Here is a 20022-nt window from a genome sequence, read left to right on the forward strand (position 1 = left end):
GAAAATCCCGGTGGGCTGTCGTAAAGCACAGGCGGGGAGGGGTTCGCACGTCGTGCGGATACCCTAAGAGGGTGACGTTCCCGGTAGTCGGTATGGTCGGCGGCGGTCAGCTCGCCCGTATGACCCACGAGGCAGGCATCCCCCTCGGCATCAAGTTCAAGCTGCTCAGTGACACCCCGCAGGATTCGGCGGCCCAGGTGGTGAGCGAGGTCGTCATCGGCGACTATCGCGACCTGGCTACGCTGCGTGACTTCGCACGCGGATGTGACGTGATCACCTTCGATCACGAACACGTCCCCGCCGAACATCTGCGAGCCCTGGAGGAGGACGGCGTCGTCGTCCGGCCCGGGCTCGCCGCGCTGGTGCACGCCCAGGACAAGGGGGTGATGCGCGCCAAGCTCGACGAGATCGGCGTGCCGAGCCCCCGCCACCGGATCGTCTCCGATCCGGCGGACGCGGCGGCCTTCGCGGCGGAGGTGGGCGGATTCCCGATCATCCTCAAGACCGTGAGCGGCGGCTACGACGGCAAGGGCGTCTGGTTCGTCCGTACGGAGGAGGACGCCCGCGACCCGTTCCGCGCGGGTGTCGCGGTCCTGGCCGAGGAGAAGGTCGACTTCACGCGCGAACTCGCCGCGAACATCGTCCGCTCCCCGCACGGCCAGGCCGTCGCCTACCCGGTCGTCGAGTCCCAGCAGGTCGACGGCGTCTGCGACACCGTCATCGCGCCCGCGCCGAACCTGTCGGCCGAGCTGGCCGGCCAAGCGCAGAACCTCGCGCTGCGGATCGCCAAGGAGCTCGACGTCGTCGGCCACCTGGCCGTGGAGCTCTTCGAGACGCGCGACGGCCGGATCCTGGTCAACGAGCTCGCCATGCGCCCGCACAACTCCGGCCACTGGACCCAGGACGGGGCGATCACCTCGCAGTTCGCCAACCACGTCCGCGCCGTCCTCGACCTCCCGCTGGGCGATCCCCGCCCGCGCGCGACGTGGACGGTCATGTGCAATGTGCTGGGTGGGGACTACCCCGACATGTACTACGCCTATCTGCACTGCATGGCCCGGGACCCCCAGCTCAAGATCCACATGTATGGCAAGGACGTGAAGCCCGGCCGCAAGGTGGGGCACGTCAACACCTACGGCGACGACCTGGACGACGTGCTGGAGCGCGCCCGTCACGCCGCCGGCTATCTGCGAGGAACGATCACCGAATGAGCCCTGTGAGCCCCGTCGTAGGCATCGTCATGGGATCCGACTCCGACTGGCCCGTCATGGAGGCCGCGGCCCAGGCCCTGGACGAGTTCGAGATCGCGTACGAGGTCGACGTCGTCTCCGCCCACCGGATGCCCCACGAGATGATCGCGTACGGCGAGCAGGCCGCCGGCCGCGGGCTGAAGGCGATCATCGCGGGCGCGGGCGGCGCCGCCCATCTCCCGGGCATGCTCGCCTCCGTGACCCCGCTCCCGGTCATCGGCGTGCCGGTCCCGCTGAAGTACCTCGACGGCATGGACTCCCTCCTGTCGATCGTGCAGATGCCGGCCGGAGTGCCCGTCGCCACGGTCTCCGTCGGCGGAGCGCGCAACGCCGGGCTCCTCGCGGCCCGGATGCTCGCCGCGCACGACCCCGAACTGCTCGGCCGGATGCGGGAGTTCCAGCAGGAGCTGAACGACCAGGCGACCGAGAAGGGCAAGCGGCTGCGGGCCAAGGTCGAGGGCTCGGAGTCGTTCGGCTTCGCCAAGTGAGCGCCCCGGCGAGCGCGGCCGACCGGCTGGCGGAGGCGCTGGAGCTGCTGGCCTCCGCACCCGTCGTCGACGGTCACAACGATCTGCCCTGGGCGCTGCGCAAGCACGTCGGCTACGACCTGGACCGGCTGGACATCGCGGCCGACCAGACCGGCGCGCTCCACACCGACCTCGCCCGGCTGCGCGCCGGCGGGGTCGGAGCCCAGTTCTGGTCGGTGTACGTCTCGTGCGAGCTGACCGGGGACGACGCGGTCAGCGCCACCCTGGAGCAGATCGACATCGTCGACCAGCTCCTGGAGCGGTACGCGGCCGAGCTGGCCCCCGCCCTGACCGCGGACGACATGGAGGCGGCGCGGAAGCAGGGCCGTATCGCCTCCCTCAAGGGCGCCGAGGGCGGCCACTCCATCAACAACTCCCTCGCCACGCTGCGCGCACTGCACACCCTGGGCGTGCGCTACATGACGCTCACGCACAACGACAACACCGCGTGGGCCGACTCGGCGACCGACGAGCCGGGCGTCGGCGGGCTCTCGCCCTTCGGCCACGAGGTCGTCCGGGAGATGAACCGGACGGGCATGCTCGTCGACCTCTCGCACGTCGCCGCGACGACGATGCGGGACGCGCTCGCCACCTCCGTCGCGCCGGTGATCTTCTCGCACTCCTCGTCCCTCGCGGTCTGCGACCACCCGCGGAACATCCCGGACGACGTGCTCGCGCAGCTGCCGGCCAACGGCGGCGTCGCGATGGCCACGTTCGTACCGAAGTTCATCCTCCCCGCGGCGGTGGAGTGGACGGCCAGGGCGGACGAGAACCTGCGGGCGCACGGCTTCCACCACCTCGACACCACCGCCGAGGCGATGAAGCTCCACCGCGCCTTCGAGGCCGAGAACCCCCGCCCGATCGCCACGGCGGCGACGGTCGCGGACCACCTCGACCACATGCGCGAGGTGGCCGGCATCGACCACATCGGCATCGGCGGCGACTACGACGGCACGGCGTTCACCCCGGCCGGTCTCGACGACGTCGCGGGGTACCCGAACCTGATCGCCGAGCTCCTCCACCGCGGCTGGTCCCACGCCGACCTCGCGAAGCTGACGTGGTCCAACGCGGTCCGCGCCCTGCGCGACGCGGAGGCGGTCGCCCGCGACCTGAGCGCCGGCCGCGGTCCGTCGAACGCGACGCTCGACTCCCTGGACGGCCGGGCCTCCTGATGGTACGTCACCGACGGCCCCGCCCCCGGCGGGGCCGTCGTGCGTGCGCACGAGGACGCCGTGGGAAGCCCGGGGCCGGGTCCCCCGAACGGCCCAGTCCGCCGCGACTCCGGCGGACCCCGGTGGCACCGTGGACCGTACTGCCCGGCCGTGTTCGGCGGGCGGTACTGCATCGCCGAGTTCGGAGTAACACCATGGCAGGTCTGCTGGACGACCCCCGTACCCTCTCCCTCGTTCCTGCCGCCGTCGGCGAGCCCGATCCCCCACCCGCTACGACCGCTTCGCCCGCGAGGCGGTACGGGAGATGAACCGGCTGGGCCTCCTCGTGGACCTCTCCGGAGCGGACACGGAGACCGTCCGTCAGGTCCTCGCCGTCACCAAGGCCCCGTCCTCATGACCCAGGGCGATCCGGCGGCGCTCCCCGACGACGTCCTGCGCCTGCTGGGCGAGAACGGCGGGGTCTGCGCGGTCCTCGTCGACGGCGACCCGGCGGCCACGGCCGACGCCCTGGACCGGCTGCACGCCTTGGCGGGCCCGGCCTGCGTGGCGGTCTCCGGCACGACGGACCCGGCCGCCGGCTATGTGCCGCTCTTCGCCGAGCTGCTGCGGCGCGAGTGGGCCGCCGCGGACCTGGTCGCCCTCGCCCACGCCAACATGACGCGCGCCCTGCGGGAGGCCGAGTTCCGCTCCCGCGCCACGCGCGTGCGGGCCGCCTGACGACGCGGCCTCGACGGACGCGGCCTGACGGCGACGCGCCCCCATCGGCCCGGCCCGCGGAGACGACGGTGCCCCGCCGCCCCGGAGGACCGGGGCGGCGGGGCACCGTTCGTACAACGCCTCGTCGGCTACGCGCGCGGGCGGCCCATCGCGCGGTACACCCAGCCCGCCTCGCGCCACCGCACCGCGTCCAGCGCGTTACGGCCGTCCAGGATCACCCGCGAACCGGCGACCTCGGCCAGCTCCGCCGGGTCCAGCTCGTCGCGGAACTCGCGCCACTCGGTCAGGTGCAGCACCACGTCCGCCCCGCGCACCGCGTCCAGCGCCGTCGGCGCGTAGCCCAGCGTCGGGAAGAGCCGCCGGGCGTTCTCCATGCCCTTGGGGTCGTAGACCGTGACCTGTCCGCCCTGGAGGTGGATCTGGCCCGCCACGTTCAGCGCCGGCGAGTCCCGTACGTCGTCCGAGTCGGGCTTGAACGTCGCGCCGAGCACCGCGACCCGCTTGCCGAGGAAGGAGTCGCCGCCGACCGCGTCGCGCGCCATCTCGACCATCTGGCCGCGCCGGCGCATGTTGATGGAGTCGATCTCGCGCAGGAAGGTCAGCGCCTGGTCCGCGCCCAGCTCACCCGCCCGCGCCATGAACGCGCGGATGTCCTTCGGCAGGCAGCCGCCGCCGAAGCCGATGCCGGCCCGCAGGAACTTGGACCCGATCCGCTCGTCGTAGCCGATCGCCTCCGCCAGCTTGGCGACGTCGCCGCCCGCGGCCTCGCAGACCTCCGCCATCGCGTTGATGAAGGAGATCTTGGTCGCGAGGAAGGAGTTCGCGGCGGTCTTCACCAGCTCCGCCGTCGGGAAGTCCGTCACCACGAAGGGCGTGCCCTCGCCTATCGGCCCCGCGTACACCTCGCGCAGCAGCTTCTCCGCCCGCTCGCTCCGCACACCGGCGACCACACGGTCCGGGTGCAGGGTGTCCTTCACGGCGAAGCCCTCGCGCAGGAACTCCGGGTTCCAGGCCAGCTCCACGCCCTCCGGCAGCAGCTCCGCGAGCCGCTCGGCGGAGCCTACCGGCACGGTCGACTTGCCGACGACCAGCGCGCCGGCCCGCACCACGCCCGCCAGCGAGCCGAAGGCCGCGTCGACGTAGCTCATGTCACACGCGTACTCGCCGTGCTTCTGCGGAGTGTTCACGCAGACGAAGTGCACATCGCCGAAGGCGCCGACCTCCTCCCAGGAGGTGGTGAAGCGCAGCCGCCCCGTCGACCCCTCGATCCCGGCGACGTGCCGGGAGAGCAGCTCCTCCAGGCCGGGCTCGTACATCGGTACGCGCCCGGTGGCCAGCAGCTCGATCTTCTCGGGCACGACGTCGAGGCCGAGCACCTCGAAACCGAGCTCCGCCATGGCCGCTGCGTGCGTGGCGCCGAGGTAGCCGGTGCCGATCACGGTGATCTTGAGGGCCATACGGGTCTCCAGTGAGGTCGGGCGGAATGCCTGCCCGAGCATAGTCGGGCCCCGGCCGGCCTCCGCCCGACGCCCTCCTCTTCGGCCGGGGGCCGGCACTGTCGCGGACGCTTCAGAAGCGCTCGACCTTCTCGCCCTCCGGCACCTGGTAGCAGCCGGACGTGAGGAAGAAGCGCACCTTCGGAGGGGTCTGACGGGCCCAGTGGGTGATCATCACGCTGTACTTCTTGGCGTCGTTGTCGGCCGTGAGCGCGAGGTTCTTGTTCTTGCTGGTGTCGGGCCCGTACTCGACGATCTTCCAGCCGTGCTTCGGCAACTCCTCCTTGAACCGCTCCATGACACCGTCCAGCCCATCGGCCGAGGCGGGGGTGAAGGTCCACGCGTGGAAGACGGTGAAGTACTTCTCCGGGTCCTTGCCACCGCACTCCCCGACACCGGGCCCGGGCTCGGTGGCCTTCCCCTTCAGACCGATCAGGTCGTAGAGCTCGCTGGAGATCGCCTCCGCCATGTCGGCGGCTTCGTCCGTGGTGCTGACGCCCGCGGACGGGAGGCTGTCGGAATCGTCGGTGCCGGTCATGCTGCATCCAGAGAGGGTCGTGAGGGCGAGGGACACCAGGAGCGCGGCCGCGCCCTGCTTGATCTTCATGGGGAGTGCCTTGTTCGAAGGGGGAGCGGACGGTGGAAGGGTGACGGGCATCGGCATCGCTACCGCACTCCCGGTGTGGGGTTGGGCGGCTCTTTCAGCATCACTTCGTCGGTGACCCCCGCGACGACCACACCCTGGTTCGCCAGACTCCGGGTGTCCTCCTTCCAGTAGTCGCTGTGTCCCTCAGTGTCCGTGGACATCTGGTTGGCCCCGAATCGCGGGTCGCTGGGGATCGTGAACGGGCCGTCCCAGTCGGTTCCGCCGTGGCCGAACCGGCCGACGTCCGGGACGAAGTCCCACTCCGCCTCCTGGTTCCACACGTGGCCCTTGGGCACGTCCATGTCCTCGGCCTTGGGCACCTGCACGCCCGGGCTGCCGGCGAGGATCACGTCGTCCGCGTTCAGATCGCCCTGCCGTGCCGCCGACCCGATGAGGGTCGTGCCGTACGAGTGGCCGATCGCCGTGCGGTGCGGGTCCGTATCCACCGAGCGCGAGGCGTCGAGACCGTCCATGAAGCGGTTGTAGGCGGGGGCGCCGTCATCGGCGTAGTGGGTGAAAGGCGAGTCCTTGACGATGTTCTGCGGGGCGTCGTAGCCGAGCCAGGTGATCGTGGAGACCGAACCATTTCCGGCGCCGTTCGCCGAACGCCACACGTTCTCCATGCGCCCGATGTCCCCCCCGATGCTCCCCAGGTTCGACGTGGTGCCCGGCACGTAGACCGCCTGGTGGTCGGCCGTGTCCGGGTTGCCGTTGGCGACGATCGCCCGGCCGTTGCCCTCGGGGTTGAAGCCCAGCAGATAGGCCTCGGGAAGGCCCCGCGTTCCCGTCCGGTCGAAGCGGTCCTGGATCGCGTTCATGCCCTTGAGGGACTTGTTGAGCTGCTCGTACCGGTCCCCGTACTTGTTGTGCCACGCCATCCACTCGTCGGTGTGCACCTTGGACGGGTACCCGCCGGCCGTGATCCACGTCCACTCGTTCGCCGGCGGCTTCGGCATGGAGTTCAGTTCCATCTGGTACTGGCCGTGCTTCTCCGCGAGGACGACCCGGTTCGCCTCGTCGCGCACCACCGACGGCAGGCCGTCGAGCGCCCCCACCGTGGCGGGCCGGAGGGACAGCCAGGCCTCCTGCTCCTCCGGGGTGAGCCCCTTCCACCAGGTGGCGTTGGACTGCGGGTTGCCGGATTCGGGCGGCTGCGGCAGCGAGTCGAGGTAGCTCTTGCCCGCGTCCCCGACTCCGCCCATGTCCGACTGGACGTCGGCCCAGTCCTTGTCCGACACCTTCAGGTCGTCGTCGGCCTTCAGCGCCCGCAGCTTCGGCGCCCACTTGGCGTCGGCGTCCGTCGCCTCCTTCAGCGCGTCGGCGATGCGGTTGGCGAACTCCAGCGCCTTGCCGTAGTGGGGGTTCGGGTGGATGTTGACCGCCTGGCGTTCGAGGGCGTCCGATGTGTCGGTGCCTCCCGCGCTGCCGGTCACCGTCCCGCCCTCGGTGTTCTTCTCCGCGCCGGGTTTCGCCCCCGCCGGGTAGGCGACCGAACCGTCCGGGTTCACCGTGCACCCGGCCGCCTGGGCGTCGGAGAGCGCCGCCTCGAGCCTGCGCTTGGCCGCCCCGATGTCGAAGGCGAACCCGTTGAGCGCGGTGCTCACCAGACCGCACTCGGTCTGCGCGTAGTGGAAGTTGGCCGACAGGTTCTTGAGCTCGGCCAGGGCGGCGTCCGCCGCCGCGCCCCGCAGCCGGGCGCGGATGCCCGCGGATATCTGGCCGTCGATGGAGTCCTTGGCCGCGCTGGACATGTCACCGACGGCCCGGTAGCCGTCCGCCGCGTCCTCGTACTCGGCCTGCTTGAACGCCTTCAGAGTCTTCAGGTCCATGCGCCCGGTCACTTCTCCTTGGCCTGGCCGCCGACGGCCTCGGTGTCCTCGTACCGCACCGCGAGCGCATCGAGTTCCTGCTTGACCGACTCGTCGGTCTTCGCCAGGTCCTGACCGGCCTGCCGCAGGAGTCCGCCGAGTGCGCCGCAGCGGCCGCTCACATCACCGACGTACTTCTTCCAGGAGTCGTACAGCTCCTTCTGCGCCGCCGCGCTCTGGATCCCCCCGGCGTCCCCGAGCCCCGCCTGTCCGGTGTCGAGCTTGGTGAGGGAGGTGGTGATGCCTTCCCTCAGGCCGGTGACGCCCTCCCCGGCCTTCATCCAGGCCCGCTTGTCGGTCTTCAGGTCCTCTGAATACCCGCCGCCGCCCGGCTCCGGCGCGACCTGGTTCAGCCGCATCGACGTCGGTTCGCGCCCCGCCGCATCGCTCTTGAGTTGTTCCCACTCGTCCCACGGCACCGTGAAACCTCCCCGTTTCCCCGTTCTCACTGCGCCCCGCTCTCGCCCGGGGCAAGACGTCATGATCTCCCGCGCCTCGGATCCGCACCAAACGCACGCGGCCGGCGCCCGTGGGGGCGCCGGCCGGGGTGGGGGTCAGCGGTCCGAGGTGACCGTGACCTTCTCGTCGTTCTGGATCTGCGAGACCAGCTGCTTCACCTTCGGCATGTCCCACTTCAGCGAGCCCTGCGGCGCGCTGCCCGAGATCGGGATGTTCATCGACTTGCCGTCGCCGCCGCTGATGCCCTTCATCGCGAAGAACATCTTGCCGAGGTCGTAGAGCGACATGTCCTTGTCCACGATCAGCGTGTCCAGCCCGGCGCCCAGCGTCGGGTAGAGCGCGAACGGGTTGAGGATCGTGCCCGGCGTCGCCGCCTGGTTGGCGAGGGCGGAGAGGAACTTCTGCTGGTTCTTCGTCCGCGCGAGGTCCGACTCGGCGAACGCGTACCGGGTGCGGACGAAGGCCAGCGCCTGCTCGCCGTTGAGGGTCTGCTCACCCGCCTGGAAGTTCGCGCCGGACTTCTTGTCCTTGAAGCCCTTCTCGATGTTCATGTCCACACCGCCGAGCGCGTCCACGATGTTCGCGAAGCCGGCGAAGCCGATCTCCGCGTAGTGGTCGATGCGCAGCCCGGTGTTGAACTCGACCGTGCGGACCAGCAGCTCCGGGCCGTCCATCGCGTACGCCGCGTTGAGCTTGGAGCCGCCGCGCGCCCCGAACTTCTTGCCGGACTCCGAGCCGACGAAGGAGGGGATGGTCACCCAGGAGTCACGGGGGAGCGAGACCATCGTGTTCCCGCTGGAGCAGGCCGCGAGGATCATCATCGAGTCGGTCCGCTTGCCCTCGGCGGAACCGGTGTGGAGCTTCTTCTTGTCCTCGGCCGACATGCCCTCACGGCTGTCGGAGCCGACGATCAGATACGTCGTGCAGTCGCCCTCGGCCGGCCGCTCGATGACCTTGGCGAGATCGACCTCGTTACGCATACGGGAGCTGGCCCAGGCGTAGGTGCCGATGCTCCAGCCGAGCAGCGCGACGACCAGGACGATCGAACCGATCTTGATCCGGCGGCGCCAGTCCGGGGCGGGCCGACCGGCCGGCTGCGGGGCGTACCGGGGGTCGTGCTGCGGCGGCACGGTGCCGCGGCCTCCGCCCTGCCCGCCGCCGTAGACCTGCCCGGTGTTGTAACCGCTGTCGTACCCGGTGGCCTGCTGCTGGGTGAAGTTCGGGTTGTACCCCTGGCCCTGTCCCTGGCCCTGGTCGTACCGCGGGTCGTACTGCGGCTGCTGCGGGACCTGCGGGCGCTGCACATGGCGCATCCGGCGGGCTCCCTCGGGCTGCGGGTTCGCTCCGCCGCGGCCGTGTCCGCTGTCATCGGGCCAGTCATTCATGCGGACCAGTGTGCAGGCCGCCGCCCGGGGGCCGACAGGGCGGGTGGGGAATCGGGGCGGCCCTGTTGCCAAGCTGATGCAAAGGGGACGAGGCCGGGACCCGGCATAAGGTGGAGGGCATGACAGACCAGGCCCAGCGCACGGACCGCCCGGAGGAAGACATTCCGGGCAAGCTCACCTCCGCGTCCCGCACCACCCTCAGCCACATCATGACGAGCCACGACACGAACCTGCTGGGCACGGTGCACGGTGGCGTCATCATGAAGCTGGTGGACGACGCGGCGGGCGCCGTCGCGGGCCGCCACTCGGGCGGGCCGGCCGTGACCGCGTCCATGGACGAGATGGTCTTCCTGGAGCCGGTGCGCGTCGGTGACCTGCTGCATGTGAAGGCGCAGGTCAACTGGACCGGCCGGTCCTCGATGGAGGTCGGCGTCCGGGTCATGGCCGAGCGCTGGAACGAGTCCACCCCGGCCCAGCAGGTCGGCTCCGCCTATCTGGTCTTCGCGGCGGTCGACGCCGACGGCAAGCCGCGCCGCGTGCCGCCGGTCGTCCCCGAGACGGAGAAGGACAAGCGCCGCTACCAGGAGGCCCAGATCCGCCGTACCCACCGACTGGCCCGCCGCCGCGCGATCAAGGAGCTGCGGGAGCGCCGCGCGGCGGAGGGCTACGAGGACTGAGCCCCGCGCCGGGCCCGGGCATGAGGCTGAAGCCCGTGCCGGACCCGCGCACGAGGCCCAGGCCTCGCGCCGGGCCCGGGCATGAGGCTGAAGCCCCCCTCCGGGCCCCGGCGCACGAGGCTGAAGCCCCGCGCCGGGCGCTCTCACGGGGCCGCCCGGCGCTCTCACGGGGCCGTGCCGGGCGCCTGTGAGCCGGTCGGGTCTACGGGCAGACCACGCGGTCCCCGGTGACCGCCTCGAAGGCGCCGGTGCGCGTGTCCTCCGGGCGTACCGGTGTGACGCTCCTGTAGTCCAGCCCGGCCACCACCCGCATCGTCCTGCCCCGCCCCTTCACCGCCCTCAGCTCCGCCCCCGGCAGCGCCGCCGCCAGGGACTTCGCCGAGCGGTCCCAGCGGGGGTCGTACTCCACCAGCGTCCGCTGCCGCTCCGGGCCCTCGCCGGTGCGCGGCGACCGCGTCGTGTCGAAGCCCGTGGCCCGCAGCGCGTCGTCCACCCTGCGGCCCAGGCCGTCCGTCCGCGTCCCGTTGAAGACCTGCACCCGGATCGTGTTCGGTGCCACGTCCACCACCTTCCCCGCCGGCCGGTCCTTCGCGTCCGCCGCCGACCGCGGGGCGAGCGGCCGGTCCTCGCGCAGCGCCTGGAAGAGCTTCTGCGCCTTGACCGCGTCCCACTTCACCGTCGAGCCGATGCCCTTCACGGGGAAGCTCACGTCCCCGACCGGCACCGAGACGAACTCCGACGACGCAGGGTCGAAGCCCCGCATCGCCTTGGCGAGGCCCAGGAGCTGCTCCGTACCGAAGCCCTGGTCGGCCCGGACCGAGCCCAGCATGGTCGTGGCCACCTCCCGGAACCGCACCGGGTTCAGCAGCACCCCGCCGCTCGTCACCCGGTCGATCAGCGCCGCGAGGAAGCGCTGCTGGCGCTCCATCCGGCCGAGGTCCGCCGCCCCGTCGACATGGCGCGAGCGGACGTACTGCAGCGCCTGCCCGCCGGTCAGCTCGTGCGGCCCGGCGGCCAGGTCGAGCCCGGTGTACTTGTCCTTCATCGGCCGCGTCGTACAGATCTCCACCCCGCCGACCGCGTCGACGGTCTTCATGAAGCTGCTGAAGTCGACCTCCAGATAGTGGTCGATCTTGATGCCCGTCATGTTCTCGACGGTCCGGACCGTGAGCCCGGGCCCGCCCTCGGCGTACGCGGCGTTCAGCTTCACCGGGTGCGCCTGGTGCCGCTTCCCGGTGGTCGCGTCGACGTGCTCGGGCATCTCGGCGTACGAGTCACGGGGCACGCTCACCACGCTCGCCCGCTCCCGGTCCCCGCTGATGTGGACGAGCATCACGGTGTCCGTGCAGTGACAGGGATCACCGCCCAGCCGGTACGCCCTGCGCTGCTCCCTGGTGATGCGGTCGCGCCCGTCCGTGCCCACGACCAGCACGTTCATCCCGTGGCCGCCCTGGGGGCGGTTCTTCATGTCCTTGAACGGGTCGACCCGGTCGATCCCGGTGTCGAGGCCGGTGACCAGCGCGTGGCCGATCCCTCCGGCGCCCAGGACGAGCACGGACAGGGTCGTCGCCATCCGCATGCCCCACCGGGGCCGCCCGGCTCGTCTGACGCGGCGGCCCGGTGCGGGCCGGCCGGCCGGCCGAGGACGAGGCGTGCGGGGCGGTGTGGGCACCGGGGGACACCTCCGCGGGTGTGACATAGGGAACCGTGAGCACCGTAGGCCCATACGATCAGCGCAAGGGTGCAGGCATCCCCGTGACGCGCTTCCTGTCCCCCGTTCGCGGTAACGTGGCGGGCAATGAACGCCACGCCCCCCGTCTCCGTGATCATGCCGGTCCTCAACGAGGAACGGCACCTGCGCAATTCGGTCCGTCACATCCTCGAGCAGGAGTACGACGGCGAGATGGAGGTGGTGATCGCGCTCGGCCCGTCCACGGACCGTACCGACGAGATCGCCGCCGAGCTCGTACGCGAGGACCCGCGGGTCCACACCGTGCCCAATCCCACAGGCCGCACGCCCGCCGCCCTCAACGCGGCGATCAAGGCCTCCCGCCACCCGATCGTGGTGCGGGTCGACGGTCACGGCATGCTCTCGCCGAACTACATCGCGACCGCCGTCCGCCTCCTGGAGGAGACGGGCGCGCAGAACGTCGGCGGCATCATGCACGCCGAGGGCGAGAACGACTGGGAGCACGCGGTCGCCGCCGCGATGACCTCGAAGATCGGCGTCGGCAACGCGGCCTTCCACACCGGCGGCCAGGCGGGCCCCGCGGAGACCGTGTACCTGGGTGTCTTCCGCCGCGAGGCGCTGGAGCAGCAGGACGGCTACAACATCGAGTTCATCCGCGCCCAGGACTGGGAGCTGAACTTCCGTATCCGCGAGGCCGGCGGCCTGATCTGGTTCTCGCCCGAACTGCGCGTCCAGTACCGCCCGCGGCCGAGCGTGCGCGCGCTGGCGAAGCAGTACAAGGACTACGGCCGTTGGCGCCATGTCGTGGCCCGCTACCACCAGGGCTCCATCAACCTCCGCTACCTCGCCCCGCCGACCGCCGTCTGCGCGATCGCGGCCGGTGTGGTCGTGGGCGCGGTCCTCACCCCGCTCGGCTTCCTGATCCCGGCCGGGTACGTGGCCGCGATCGCCGCGGGCTCGGTCCCGGCGGGCAGGGGCCTCCCGCTGAAGGCCCGCCTCCAGATCCCGGTGGCCCTCGCGACGATGCACATGTCCTGGGGCTACGGCTTCCTGACCAGCCCGCGCGCGCTGGCGAAGAAGGTCATCGCGAGCCGCCGCCCGGCGGTGACGGCCGCGAAGGTCTGACCCGCGGGACGTCACGGACGTACGACGAGACCGGCCGGTGCGAGGGCACCGGCCGGTCTCGTCGTACGAGGCGTCAGCCGCAGTGGAAGTAGCCGTGCGCCGGGGCACGGCCCTGCGACAGCTCGTGACCGTTCGCGCCCCAGAGCGTGCCCTCGGTGAAGATGCACTTGCCCTTGCCGTACACCTTCACGGGGCCGGCGTAGTACTGGTAGTGGCCCGGGTCGCCCTTGAGCTCGGTGTCCGTGCCGAGCGAGAGCGCCATCCGCGTCTTCACGCCGTAGAGGGAGCCCTGCTTGACGAGCGCGGCGCAGTTGTAGGTGCCGTCCCAGTAGAGGTACGTCGTGCCGATGCGCTCACCGGTGCCGTAGGCGGTGTGCGGGATCGAGTCGATCAGGGTGCCGTTGCAGCCGTAGCCTCCGGCGGCGGCGGGGCCCGCCGTGGCGACGGGGGCGACGACGCCGACGCCGACCAGCACGGCCGCGGACGCCAGGATGCGGCCGATCTTCTTCATCACCATGATGAGGGTCCTTTCACGTGAGTATGGGGAGGGTGACGCGCGGGACGGTGCGCAGCCGTCCGCCGGGCCGTCAGCCCTTGTGTGACAGCAGCTCGTTCGCCTTGGAGAGGGCGGACTTCCAGGTGTCGCGGGCCGCCGACAGCGCCGTGATGTTCTTCTCGATGAGCTTGTTCTGGTGCTCGGCCTCGACGGCCGAGTGGACCCGGACGTAGTCCACCTTCTGCTTGCACCGGACGTCCGCCGAGGCGACCGTGATCTCCCGCGGCTTGGCGGTTCCGGCGGCGTCGCTGTCCTTGCTCCCGTCGCCGCCCTCGCCGGCGGTCCAGGCCGGATCGCCCGCGGCGGCCAGCGGGTCGGTGTAGTGGTAGCCCGACTCCTTCATGCACGCGGACCAGCGCTGGTTGAGGCCGCTGACGCGCGGGTCGTTGCCCGCCTGCTTCGACGCCTGGAGGTTCACCTTGTTGAAGGTGGCGTCGAGCTCGGAGATACCACCGAGGCCCACCTTGCGGCGGGTCTCACCGAGGCAACCGCCCTCGGGAACGTCCTTGCCGTTGACCGACGAAGGACCTTCGCCCTTGTAGAGGGTCATCGCGGCGGGCGAGACGTTCGCGTAGTGCGCGCGCTGCTTCGCGGTCTCCCGCTCCGCCTGAGGTGCCGTCATGCCCTTGGGAAGCGGCGGGTGGTAGCCGAAGACGGCCACCGACTCGAGGTCGGTCACGCCGTACAGGCGGGCGTTGGTGTTCAGGTTCCGCGGGGTCGGCGGCAGGGGCGTCGGCCAGTCGAAGCCGTACTGCTTCATGCAGTCGCCCGCCAGCGTGGCGACGGCCTGACTGAGGACCTGCCGCTCCTGCGCGGTGACGGTGTACGAATCGACCGGCAGGCTGATGGCGACGCCGCCCCAGGTCTTGGACGCCTGCGCCTTGTACGGCTGTACGGCGCCGGCGTCGACCTGGGGCTTCTCGTCGGACGAGCACCCCACGGCCGTCCAGGCGAGAGCGGCGACGAGCAGCAGCCCGCCGGTTCTGTTGCGTGTGTTCATCATCCGGGGCAGTAGGCGTTGTTCTCGAAGCAGTGGGAGGAGATCGCGTTGTCGTCGCTGAAGACCGCCATGTCCCACAGCTCCAGGCCGGGGTCGGCGTGTGTTCTGGAGCCCGTGTAGTTCTGGCCGGTGTAGACGTCGATGGCGTTGACGAAGTCGCGGTTCCTGACCGACGAGACCGTGTTGTCGATCAGCACGGAGGTGCCGTAGTAGGTCGACCCGTTGTAGTTGGTCTTGCTGTACAGCGTGTCGTAGATGTTGCCCGTGAAGTCCGCGTAGCGGTACAGGCAGATCTCGCCGCCGTTGCTGGTCTCGCAGGAGCCGTTGTAGCTTCCGGCGCTGGCGGTTCCGGTGGCACCGGCGATGAGCGCGCCGGCGGCGGCCAGGACGGCGGCGGCCTTCGTGAAGTTCTTCATGGTGGATCCTCGGTGGTGGGGGGCGGGTCAGGCCGGGCAGTAGGCGTTGCTGCTGAAGCAGTGGGAGGAGACCGCGTTGTCGGTGGCTCCGTCCCAGAACCACGACATGTCCTCGAGGTCCAGACCGGCGTCGGCGTGCACGCGCAGACCGGTGTAGTTCTGGCCGGTGTAGACATCGATGTCGTTGACGTAGTCGCGGTTCTTGACCGAGGAGACGGTGTTGTCGAGCAGCACGGAGGTGCCGAAGTAGGTGGAGCCGTTGTAGTTGGTCTTGCTGTAGATCGTGTCGTAGAGCGCGCCGCCGAAGTCGGCGTAGCGGTAGAGACAGATCTCGCCACCGGCGCTCTCGCAGGAGCCGTTGTAGCTTCCGGCGCTGGCGGTTCCGGTGGCACCGGCGATCAGGGCGCCGGCGGCGGCCAGGACGGCGGCGGCCTTCTTGAGGTTCTTCATGGGGGATCCTCCTGGGGTCAGATCGGGCAGTAGGCGTTGCTGCTGAAGCAGTGCGAGGAGGCCATGTCCTCGCCGTAGCGGAGCCACAGACCGGCCGGGAGGTACTCCAGGGTGCCGGTGTAGTTCTTGCCGCTGTAGAACCCGACGTTGTTGACCATGTCCATGTTCTTCGCCGACGACAGGGTGTTGTCGATCAGCGTGGACGAGCCGTAGTACGTCGAGCCGTCGTAGTTGGTCTTGCTGTACAGCGTGTCGTACAGCCCGCCCGCGAACTCGTAGTTGCGGTAGAGGCAGATCTCGCCCCCGCCGGCGCTCTCGCAGGAGCCGTTGTAGCTACCGGCGTTGGCCGTGCCCGCGCTGCCGACGAGCAGGGCGCCCACGGCTGCCGCGGACAGGGCGATGCCCCTCATTTTTGGCATGAACTCATCCTTCCGATGGTCAGCGGTCGAGTAGATCAGTCGACAAACCAGCACCTCAAGGCCTTGATCACGCCAAGTTGGCTGGAAATAAAATGTGTTGACGGCGCCCTTCGTTCAGTGATCAACTGGCGGGCGCTTTCCATCTGACGGTGGATCAATCACGTTCCAAAAGCGGGGAGTCGGCGTGTCGGACGAAGGTCGACGGGGCGGCATCGCGCGTCGGCGCAGGGCGGTGACGGCCCTCGCGGTCGGCGCGTTCGCGCTCTCCGGGGCAGGCCTGTGGGGCGCGACGTTCGTGCAGTCGCCCGCGCAGGCAGCGGCGGAGGCCGCACCGCCCGAGCCGGATGTCCTGACGGCCTCGGTCGAGCGCAGGATCCTCTCCGACACGGTCGTGACCCGAGGGACGGTCTCCGCCTCGCAGACCGTCGACATCGCCCCCGCGGCCTCCGCGGCCGAGGGCGGCAAGCCGGTCGTCACCAAGGTGCTGGTCCAGGCCGGCGGGACCTTCAGAGCCGGCCGGGTCCTCATGGAGATATCCGGCCGGCCGGTGTTCGTCCTGCCCGGCACGCTGCCGGTGTACCGGGACCTCAAGCCCGGCGCCCACGGCGAGGACGTGAGGCAGCTGCAGAAGGCCCTGACCGGCCTCGGGCACGGCACGGGCGGCGACAGGAAGGGCGAGTTCGGCCCCGGCACCAAGGCCGCCGTGACCGCCTTCTACGCCTCCATCGGCTACGACCCCGTCCTCGTCGGCGGCGAGGGCGGCGAGGGCGGCGATCCCGTCGAGGCGGCCCGCGGCCAGGTGAAGGCGGCCGAGCGCGCCCTCGCCGGGCTGACGTCGGGCGCGGCCGAGAAGGAGGCGTCCGGCGACCAGCTGACCTACGCCCGCGAGGACCTGGCCGACGCGCGACAGAAGCTGGCCGACGCGGAAGCCGTGTCCGGCCCCATGGTCCCCGCGTCCGAGGTCGCCTACCTGTCCGCCTTCCCGGCCCGCGTCGACGTGGTCTCCGCCAGGGTCGGCGGCGACGTCGGCGAGAAGCCCATGACCGTCTCGGCCGGACGGCTCGTGGTGAAGGGCTCGCTCGCCGCACACGAGAAGGGCCTCGTGCGGGCCGGCCAGAAGGTACGGATCCTCTCCGAGGCCACCGGCGTGGAGGCCACCGGCGTCGTCGCCTCGGTCTCCGAGGCGCCCGTCGCGGCCGGGGGCGGCACGGACGGCGAGACGCCGCAGGGGCAGGGGTACGCCCTCGAAGTGAGCCCGGACAAGGCCCTGCCGGCCACCCTCGCGGGCCAGGACGTACGGCTCACGGTGGAAGCGGCGACCTCGGACGGCAAGGTGCTCGTGGTCCCGGTCTCCGCCGTGTCGGCCGGTGCCGACTCCCGTACCACCGTGACCGTCCTCGGGAAGGACGGCACGCGCCGCCGTGTCGAGGTCCGCCCGGGCACCTCCGGAGACGGCTACGTGGAGGTGTCCCCCGTGGCCGGGACGCTCGCCGAGAAGGAGCTCGTCATCGTCGGTGCCGGCGCGGTCACCGGCGGCGGTGCCGGTGACGGCTCCCTCGGGACCGGTGCCGTTCCGGAGGCTCCGGGGACCCAGAGGTGACCGAGACCTCCCGGGGCGCGTCGGATACGCCGACCGCCCCCGACGACGTGCCCGTCATCGACTTCCGCGGCACGTCCCTCACCTACCCGGGAACGCCCCCGGTCGAGGCTCTGCGCCCCTTCGACCTCACCATCCACCGCGGTGACTACCTGACGGTCGTCGGGCCGTCGGGCTCCGGCAAGTCGACGTTCCTCAACATCGCGGGACTCCTCGACCGGCCGACCGGCGGCACCTACCGGCTCGACGGCATCGACACCGCCGGACTCCGCGACAGCGAGCGCGCCGGAGTGCGCGGCAGCCGCATCGGGTTCGTCTTCCAGAGCTTCCATCTCCTGCCCCACCGGTCCTCGCTGGAGAACGTCATGCTGTCCATGACGTACAACGGCGTGCCGCGGGCCGAGCGGGTCACCCGGGCGCGCGAGGCGCTCGTCCGCGTCGGTCTCGGCCACCGCGTCGACGCCGTGCCCACGCGTATGTCCGGTGGAGAGCGCCAACGCGTCGCCATCGCACGGGCCCTGGTGAGCAGGCCGTCACTGCTGCTGTGCGACGAGCCGACCGGCAACCTCGACACGACCACCGCGCAGCAGATCCTCGGACTGCTCGACGCACTCCACGCGGACGGCATCACCCTGATCGTCATCACGCACGACCCCGAGGTCGCCGCCCGGGGCAGGCGCACCCTGACGATCCGGGACGGCCTGCTGCGCGAACGGACCCCGGCGTGAGGCGCCCCACCCGGCTCGGGCTCCCGGGGCTCCGACGGAACCGCGCGGTCCGGATCTCCCGGCTCTCCCTGCGTGACCTGCTGTCCGAGGCCACCGCCGGGATGCTCCAGCGGCCCGGCCGCTCGGCCCTGACCGCGCTCGGTACCGTCCTGGGCGTGGGCGCCTTCGTCGCCGTGCTCGGCCTGACGTCCACCACGTCCCAACAGATCGACGAGCGTTTCAACGAGCTGACGGCGACCGAGGTGACGATCGAGGACACCGGCGGCGACCAGCCCGAGTACGTGGAGAACGCCTTCCCGAAGGACGCCGACGCGCGCATCGAGCGGCTGAACGGGGTGCGCGACGCGGGCGTGTACTGGACGGTGCGGCTACCGGAGGGGCAGGGCGTGCGGTCCGCGCCCGTGGGCGCGGCGGCCGAGGAGGCCCAGAGCCAGATCGTCGCGGCCTCGCCCGGCGTTCTGGCGGCCGCCGGCCCGCATCTTCAGCAGGGCAGGACGTTCGACGCGTACCACGACCGGGAGGCGCAGCAGGTCGCCGTGGTCGGCTCCGGGCTGGCGGCGCGGCTGGGCATCACCACGCTGGAGACGGCCCCCGCGGTCTTCATCGACGGAGACGCCTTCACGGTGATCGGCGTCATCGACGAGGTCGACCGGAAGTCGGACGTACTGCTCTCCGTCGTGGTCCCGCGCACCACCGCCGAGCGCGTCTGGGGCGGGCCGCGGGGCGAGCGCGCCAAGATGCTGATCTCCACGGAGCTGGGCGCCGCCCAGCAGGTCGCCGGGGAGGCCGCGCTCGCGCTCGATCCCGCGCACCCCGAGTACTTCCAGGCCGTCGCGCCTCCCGACCCCAGGTCGCTCAGGACGGCGGTCACCTCGGACCTCGACCAGCTCTTCCTGCTCCTCGCGGGCATCTGCCTGCTGATCGGCGCGGTCGGCATCGCCAACACCACGCTCGTGGCCGTGCTCGAACGGACGGGAGAGATCGGCCTGCGCCGTGCTCTGGGCGCCCGCAGCCGCCACATCACGCTGCAGTTCCTGGCCGAGTCGGGCGCTCTCGGCACCCTGGGCGGACTGGTCGGCACGACCCTCGGCACCTTCGCCGTGGTCGGGACCTCGATGGCCCGCGAATGGACCCCGGTCATCCATCCCGCCACCGTGATGGCGGCTCCGGCCATCGGCCTGGTGACCGGCCTCGTCGCCGGCCTGTACCCCGCCTGGCGCGCGAGCCGCATCCAACCGGTGGAGGCCCTGCGGCGCTAGGCCTGAGGGGAGCCCCGCCACTGCGCGGGGCTCCCCTCAGTCGGCGACGATGCGCGCCGGTGCCGTGTTCAGCAGACCTTGGAGGTCGAGCCGCCGGTCGAGTTCAGGTAGCCCGTGGCGTGGGTGCAGAAGGCCGCGGTGTCGGCGGCCGGGCCCCAGAGCTCGGAGCGCGTGGTGTTGGTCAGCCGCGCGTCGCCGTAGTCGTTGCCGGAGTCGGAGTGGTTCACGACGTGGACGTAGAGGTCCCAGTTCGAGTGCGCGCTCCGGAACTGCTGCCACACGTAGATGTAGGCGTAGTTGTATCCACAGCCGTAGTACTGCTTGACCGACGCGGCGTCCATGCCGCCGATCTGGATCACCCGGGTGGAGCCGACCTGAGACACGTTGGCGCAGCCGGAGGGGGTGCTGGCGGCGGCGGAGGGGGCATTGACGAGGGAGAGACCGGCTATCGCGGTGAGAGCACCGAGAGTCGAGGCGGCCTTCTTTGCAAAGTTCATGGCTGAGCTCCAAGTTAACGGCAGGCGAAGCCCGCTGAAGCTATAGCCAATGATCGATCGAAGTAAATGATCACGGGTGTGATTGCCG

The 20022-nt window shown here is 70.9% G+C and carries 22 protein-coding genes; 10 read left to right on the forward strand and 12 right to left on the reverse strand.

The genetic code is table 11. The features are described 5' to 3' along the window. Window positions 1-92: 92 nt before the first annotated feature. The 5 genes from M5362_RS25955 to M5362_RS25975 all read left to right on the forward strand — a co-directional run bounded on the left by M5362_RS25955 (window position 93) and on the right by M5362_RS25975 (window position 3666). Window positions 93-1211, forward strand: coding sequence for a 5-(carboxyamino)imidazole ribonucleotide synthase (locus tag M5362_RS25955; protein WP_374214528.1), 1119 nt, complete (start codon window positions 93-95; stop codon window positions 1209-1211). Next, on the forward strand, window positions 1208-1738 hold the full coding sequence (gene purE / locus M5362_RS25960) for a 5-(carboxyamino)imidazole ribonucleotide mutase (protein ID WP_260230163.1): 531 nt from the start codon (window positions 1208-1210) through the stop codon (window positions 1736-1738). The genes M5362_RS25955 and purE overlap by 4 nt, the downstream gene beginning before the upstream one ends. Beyond that, a complete protein-coding gene (locus M5362_RS25965; protein ID WP_260230164.1) occupies window positions 1735-2949 on the forward strand; it encodes a dipeptidase in 1215 nt (404 codons plus the stop codon). Before purE ends, M5362_RS25965 begins: the two co-directional genes overlap by 4 nt. Before the next feature lie 304 nt (window positions 2950-3253). Then, the gene (locus tag M5362_RS25970) at window positions 3254-3346 is read left to right on the forward strand and encodes a dipeptidase (RefSeq protein WP_260230165.1); all 93 of its coding nucleotides are present in this window, start codon (window positions 3254-3256) and stop codon (window positions 3344-3346) included. Continuing rightward, window positions 3343-3666, forward strand: coding sequence for a dipeptidase (locus tag M5362_RS25975; RefSeq protein WP_260230166.1), 324 nt, complete (start codon window positions 3343-3345; stop codon window positions 3664-3666). The genes M5362_RS25970 and M5362_RS25975 overlap by 4 nt, the downstream gene beginning before the upstream one ends. Before the next feature lie 128 nt (window positions 3667-3794). Here the strand turns inward: M5362_RS25975 and M5362_RS25980 are convergent, their stop codons facing one another. The 5 genes from M5362_RS25980 to M5362_RS26000 all read right to left on the reverse strand — a co-directional run bounded on the left by M5362_RS25980 (window position 3795) and on the right by M5362_RS26000 (window position 9520). Further along, the gene (locus tag M5362_RS25980) at window positions 3795-5123 is read right to left on the reverse strand and encodes a UDP-glucose/GDP-mannose dehydrogenase family protein (RefSeq protein WP_260230167.1); all 1329 of its coding nucleotides are present in this window, start codon (window positions 5121-5123) and stop codon (window positions 3795-3797) included. Between the two features lie 112 nt (window positions 5124-5235). Further along, window positions 5236-5769, reverse strand: a complete 534-nt coding sequence (locus M5362_RS25985; protein ID WP_260230168.1) for a hypothetical protein — start codon at window positions 5767-5769, stop codon at window positions 5236-5238. A gap of 59 nt (window positions 5770-5828) precedes the next feature. Further along, on the reverse strand, window positions 5829-7637 hold the full coding sequence (locus M5362_RS25990) for an alpha/beta hydrolase family protein (protein ID WP_260230169.1): 1809 nt from the start codon (window positions 7635-7637) through the stop codon (window positions 5829-5831). A gap of 8 nt (window positions 7638-7645) precedes the next feature. Next, the gene (locus M5362_RS25995; protein ID WP_260230170.1) at window positions 7646-8095 is read right to left on the reverse strand and encodes a hypothetical protein; all 450 of its coding nucleotides are present in this window, start codon (window positions 8093-8095) and stop codon (window positions 7646-7648) included. Between the two features lie 135 nt (window positions 8096-8230). Next, window positions 8231-9520 (reverse strand): LCP family protein, encoded by a 1290-nt coding sequence (locus tag M5362_RS26000; protein ID WP_260230171.1) that lies wholly within the window; start codon window positions 9518-9520, stop codon window positions 8231-8233. 119 nt (window positions 9521-9639) lie between these two features. Here M5362_RS26000 and M5362_RS26005 point away from each other — a divergent pair, with 119 nt between their 5' ends. Beyond that, window positions 9640-10197, forward strand: a complete 558-nt coding sequence (locus tag M5362_RS26005; protein WP_260230172.1) for an acyl-CoA thioesterase — start codon at window positions 9640-9642, stop codon at window positions 10195-10197. Window positions 10198-10399: 202 nt separating this feature from the next. Here M5362_RS26005 and M5362_RS26010 read toward each other — a convergent pair whose 3' ends face one another. Then, entirely contained in the window at window positions 10400-11776 is a 1377-nt protein-coding gene (locus tag M5362_RS26010) for an LCP family protein (protein WP_260230173.1), read from the reverse strand. A gap of 219 nt (window positions 11777-11995) precedes the next feature. On the opposite strand from M5362_RS26010, the gene M5362_RS26015 reads away from it, so the two are divergent. Next, window positions 11996-13012, forward strand: coding sequence for a glycosyltransferase family 2 protein (locus tag M5362_RS26015; protein WP_260230174.1), 1017 nt, complete (start codon window positions 11996-11998; stop codon window positions 13010-13012). Window positions 13013-13085: 73 nt separating this feature from the next. Here the strand turns inward: M5362_RS26015 and M5362_RS26020 are convergent, their stop codons facing one another. From M5362_RS26020 to M5362_RS26040, 5 genes are all read right to left on the reverse strand, one after another. Beyond that, complete coding sequence (locus tag M5362_RS26020) at window positions 13086-13529, reverse strand: hypothetical protein (RefSeq protein ID WP_260230175.1); 444 nt, start codon at window positions 13527-13529, stop codon at window positions 13086-13088. A gap of 70 nt (window positions 13530-13599) precedes the next feature. Then, window positions 13600-14568, reverse strand: a complete 969-nt coding sequence (locus M5362_RS26025) for a hypothetical protein (protein WP_260230176.1) — start codon at window positions 14566-14568, stop codon at window positions 13600-13602. Further along, window positions 14568-14984: a peptidase inhibitor family I36 protein gene (locus tag M5362_RS26030; RefSeq protein WP_260230177.1), complete on the reverse strand. Its 417-nt coding sequence runs from the start codon at window positions 14982-14984 to the stop codon at window positions 14568-14570. The genes M5362_RS26025 and M5362_RS26030 overlap by 1 nt, the downstream gene beginning before the upstream one ends. Before the next feature lie 27 nt (window positions 14985-15011). Next, complete coding sequence (locus M5362_RS26035; protein ID WP_260230178.1) at window positions 15012-15434, reverse strand: peptidase inhibitor family I36 protein; 423 nt, start codon at window positions 15432-15434, stop codon at window positions 15012-15014. A 17-nt stretch (window positions 15435-15451) separates the two neighbouring features. After that, window positions 15452-15853, reverse strand: coding sequence for a peptidase inhibitor family I36 protein (locus tag M5362_RS26040; protein ID WP_260230179.1), 402 nt, complete (start codon window positions 15851-15853; stop codon window positions 15452-15454). Between the two features lie 184 nt (window positions 15854-16037). Here M5362_RS26040 and M5362_RS26045 point away from each other — a divergent pair, with 184 nt between their 5' ends. The 3 genes from M5362_RS26045 to M5362_RS26055 are packed head-to-tail and all read left to right on the forward strand — an operon-like array spanning window position 16038 to window position 19437. Beyond that, window positions 16038-17453: a peptidoglycan-binding protein gene (locus M5362_RS26045; protein WP_260230180.1), complete on the forward strand. Its 1416-nt coding sequence runs from the start codon at window positions 16038-16040 to the stop codon at window positions 17451-17453. Then, on the forward strand, window positions 17450-18178 hold the full coding sequence (locus tag M5362_RS26050; RefSeq protein ID WP_260230181.1) for an ABC transporter ATP-binding protein: 729 nt from the start codon (window positions 17450-17452) through the stop codon (window positions 18176-18178). The genes M5362_RS26045 and M5362_RS26050 overlap by 4 nt, the downstream gene beginning before the upstream one ends. Then, complete coding sequence (locus M5362_RS26055; protein WP_260230182.1) at window positions 18175-19437, forward strand: ABC transporter permease; 1263 nt, start codon at window positions 18175-18177, stop codon at window positions 19435-19437. Before M5362_RS26050 ends, M5362_RS26055 begins: the two co-directional genes overlap by 4 nt. Before the next feature lie 68 nt (window positions 19438-19505). Here M5362_RS26055 and M5362_RS26060 read toward each other — a convergent pair whose 3' ends face one another. Beyond that, window positions 19506-19934, reverse strand: coding sequence for a hypothetical protein (locus tag M5362_RS26060; protein ID WP_260230183.1), 429 nt, complete (start codon window positions 19932-19934; stop codon window positions 19506-19508). Between the last annotated feature and the right edge of the window lie 88 nt (window positions 19935-20022).

The organism is Streptomyces sp. Je 1-79 (assembly GCF_025195125.1).
In the GTDB taxonomy this organism is placed as follows: Bacteria; Actinomycetota; Actinomycetes; order Streptomycetales; family Streptomycetaceae; genus Streptomyces.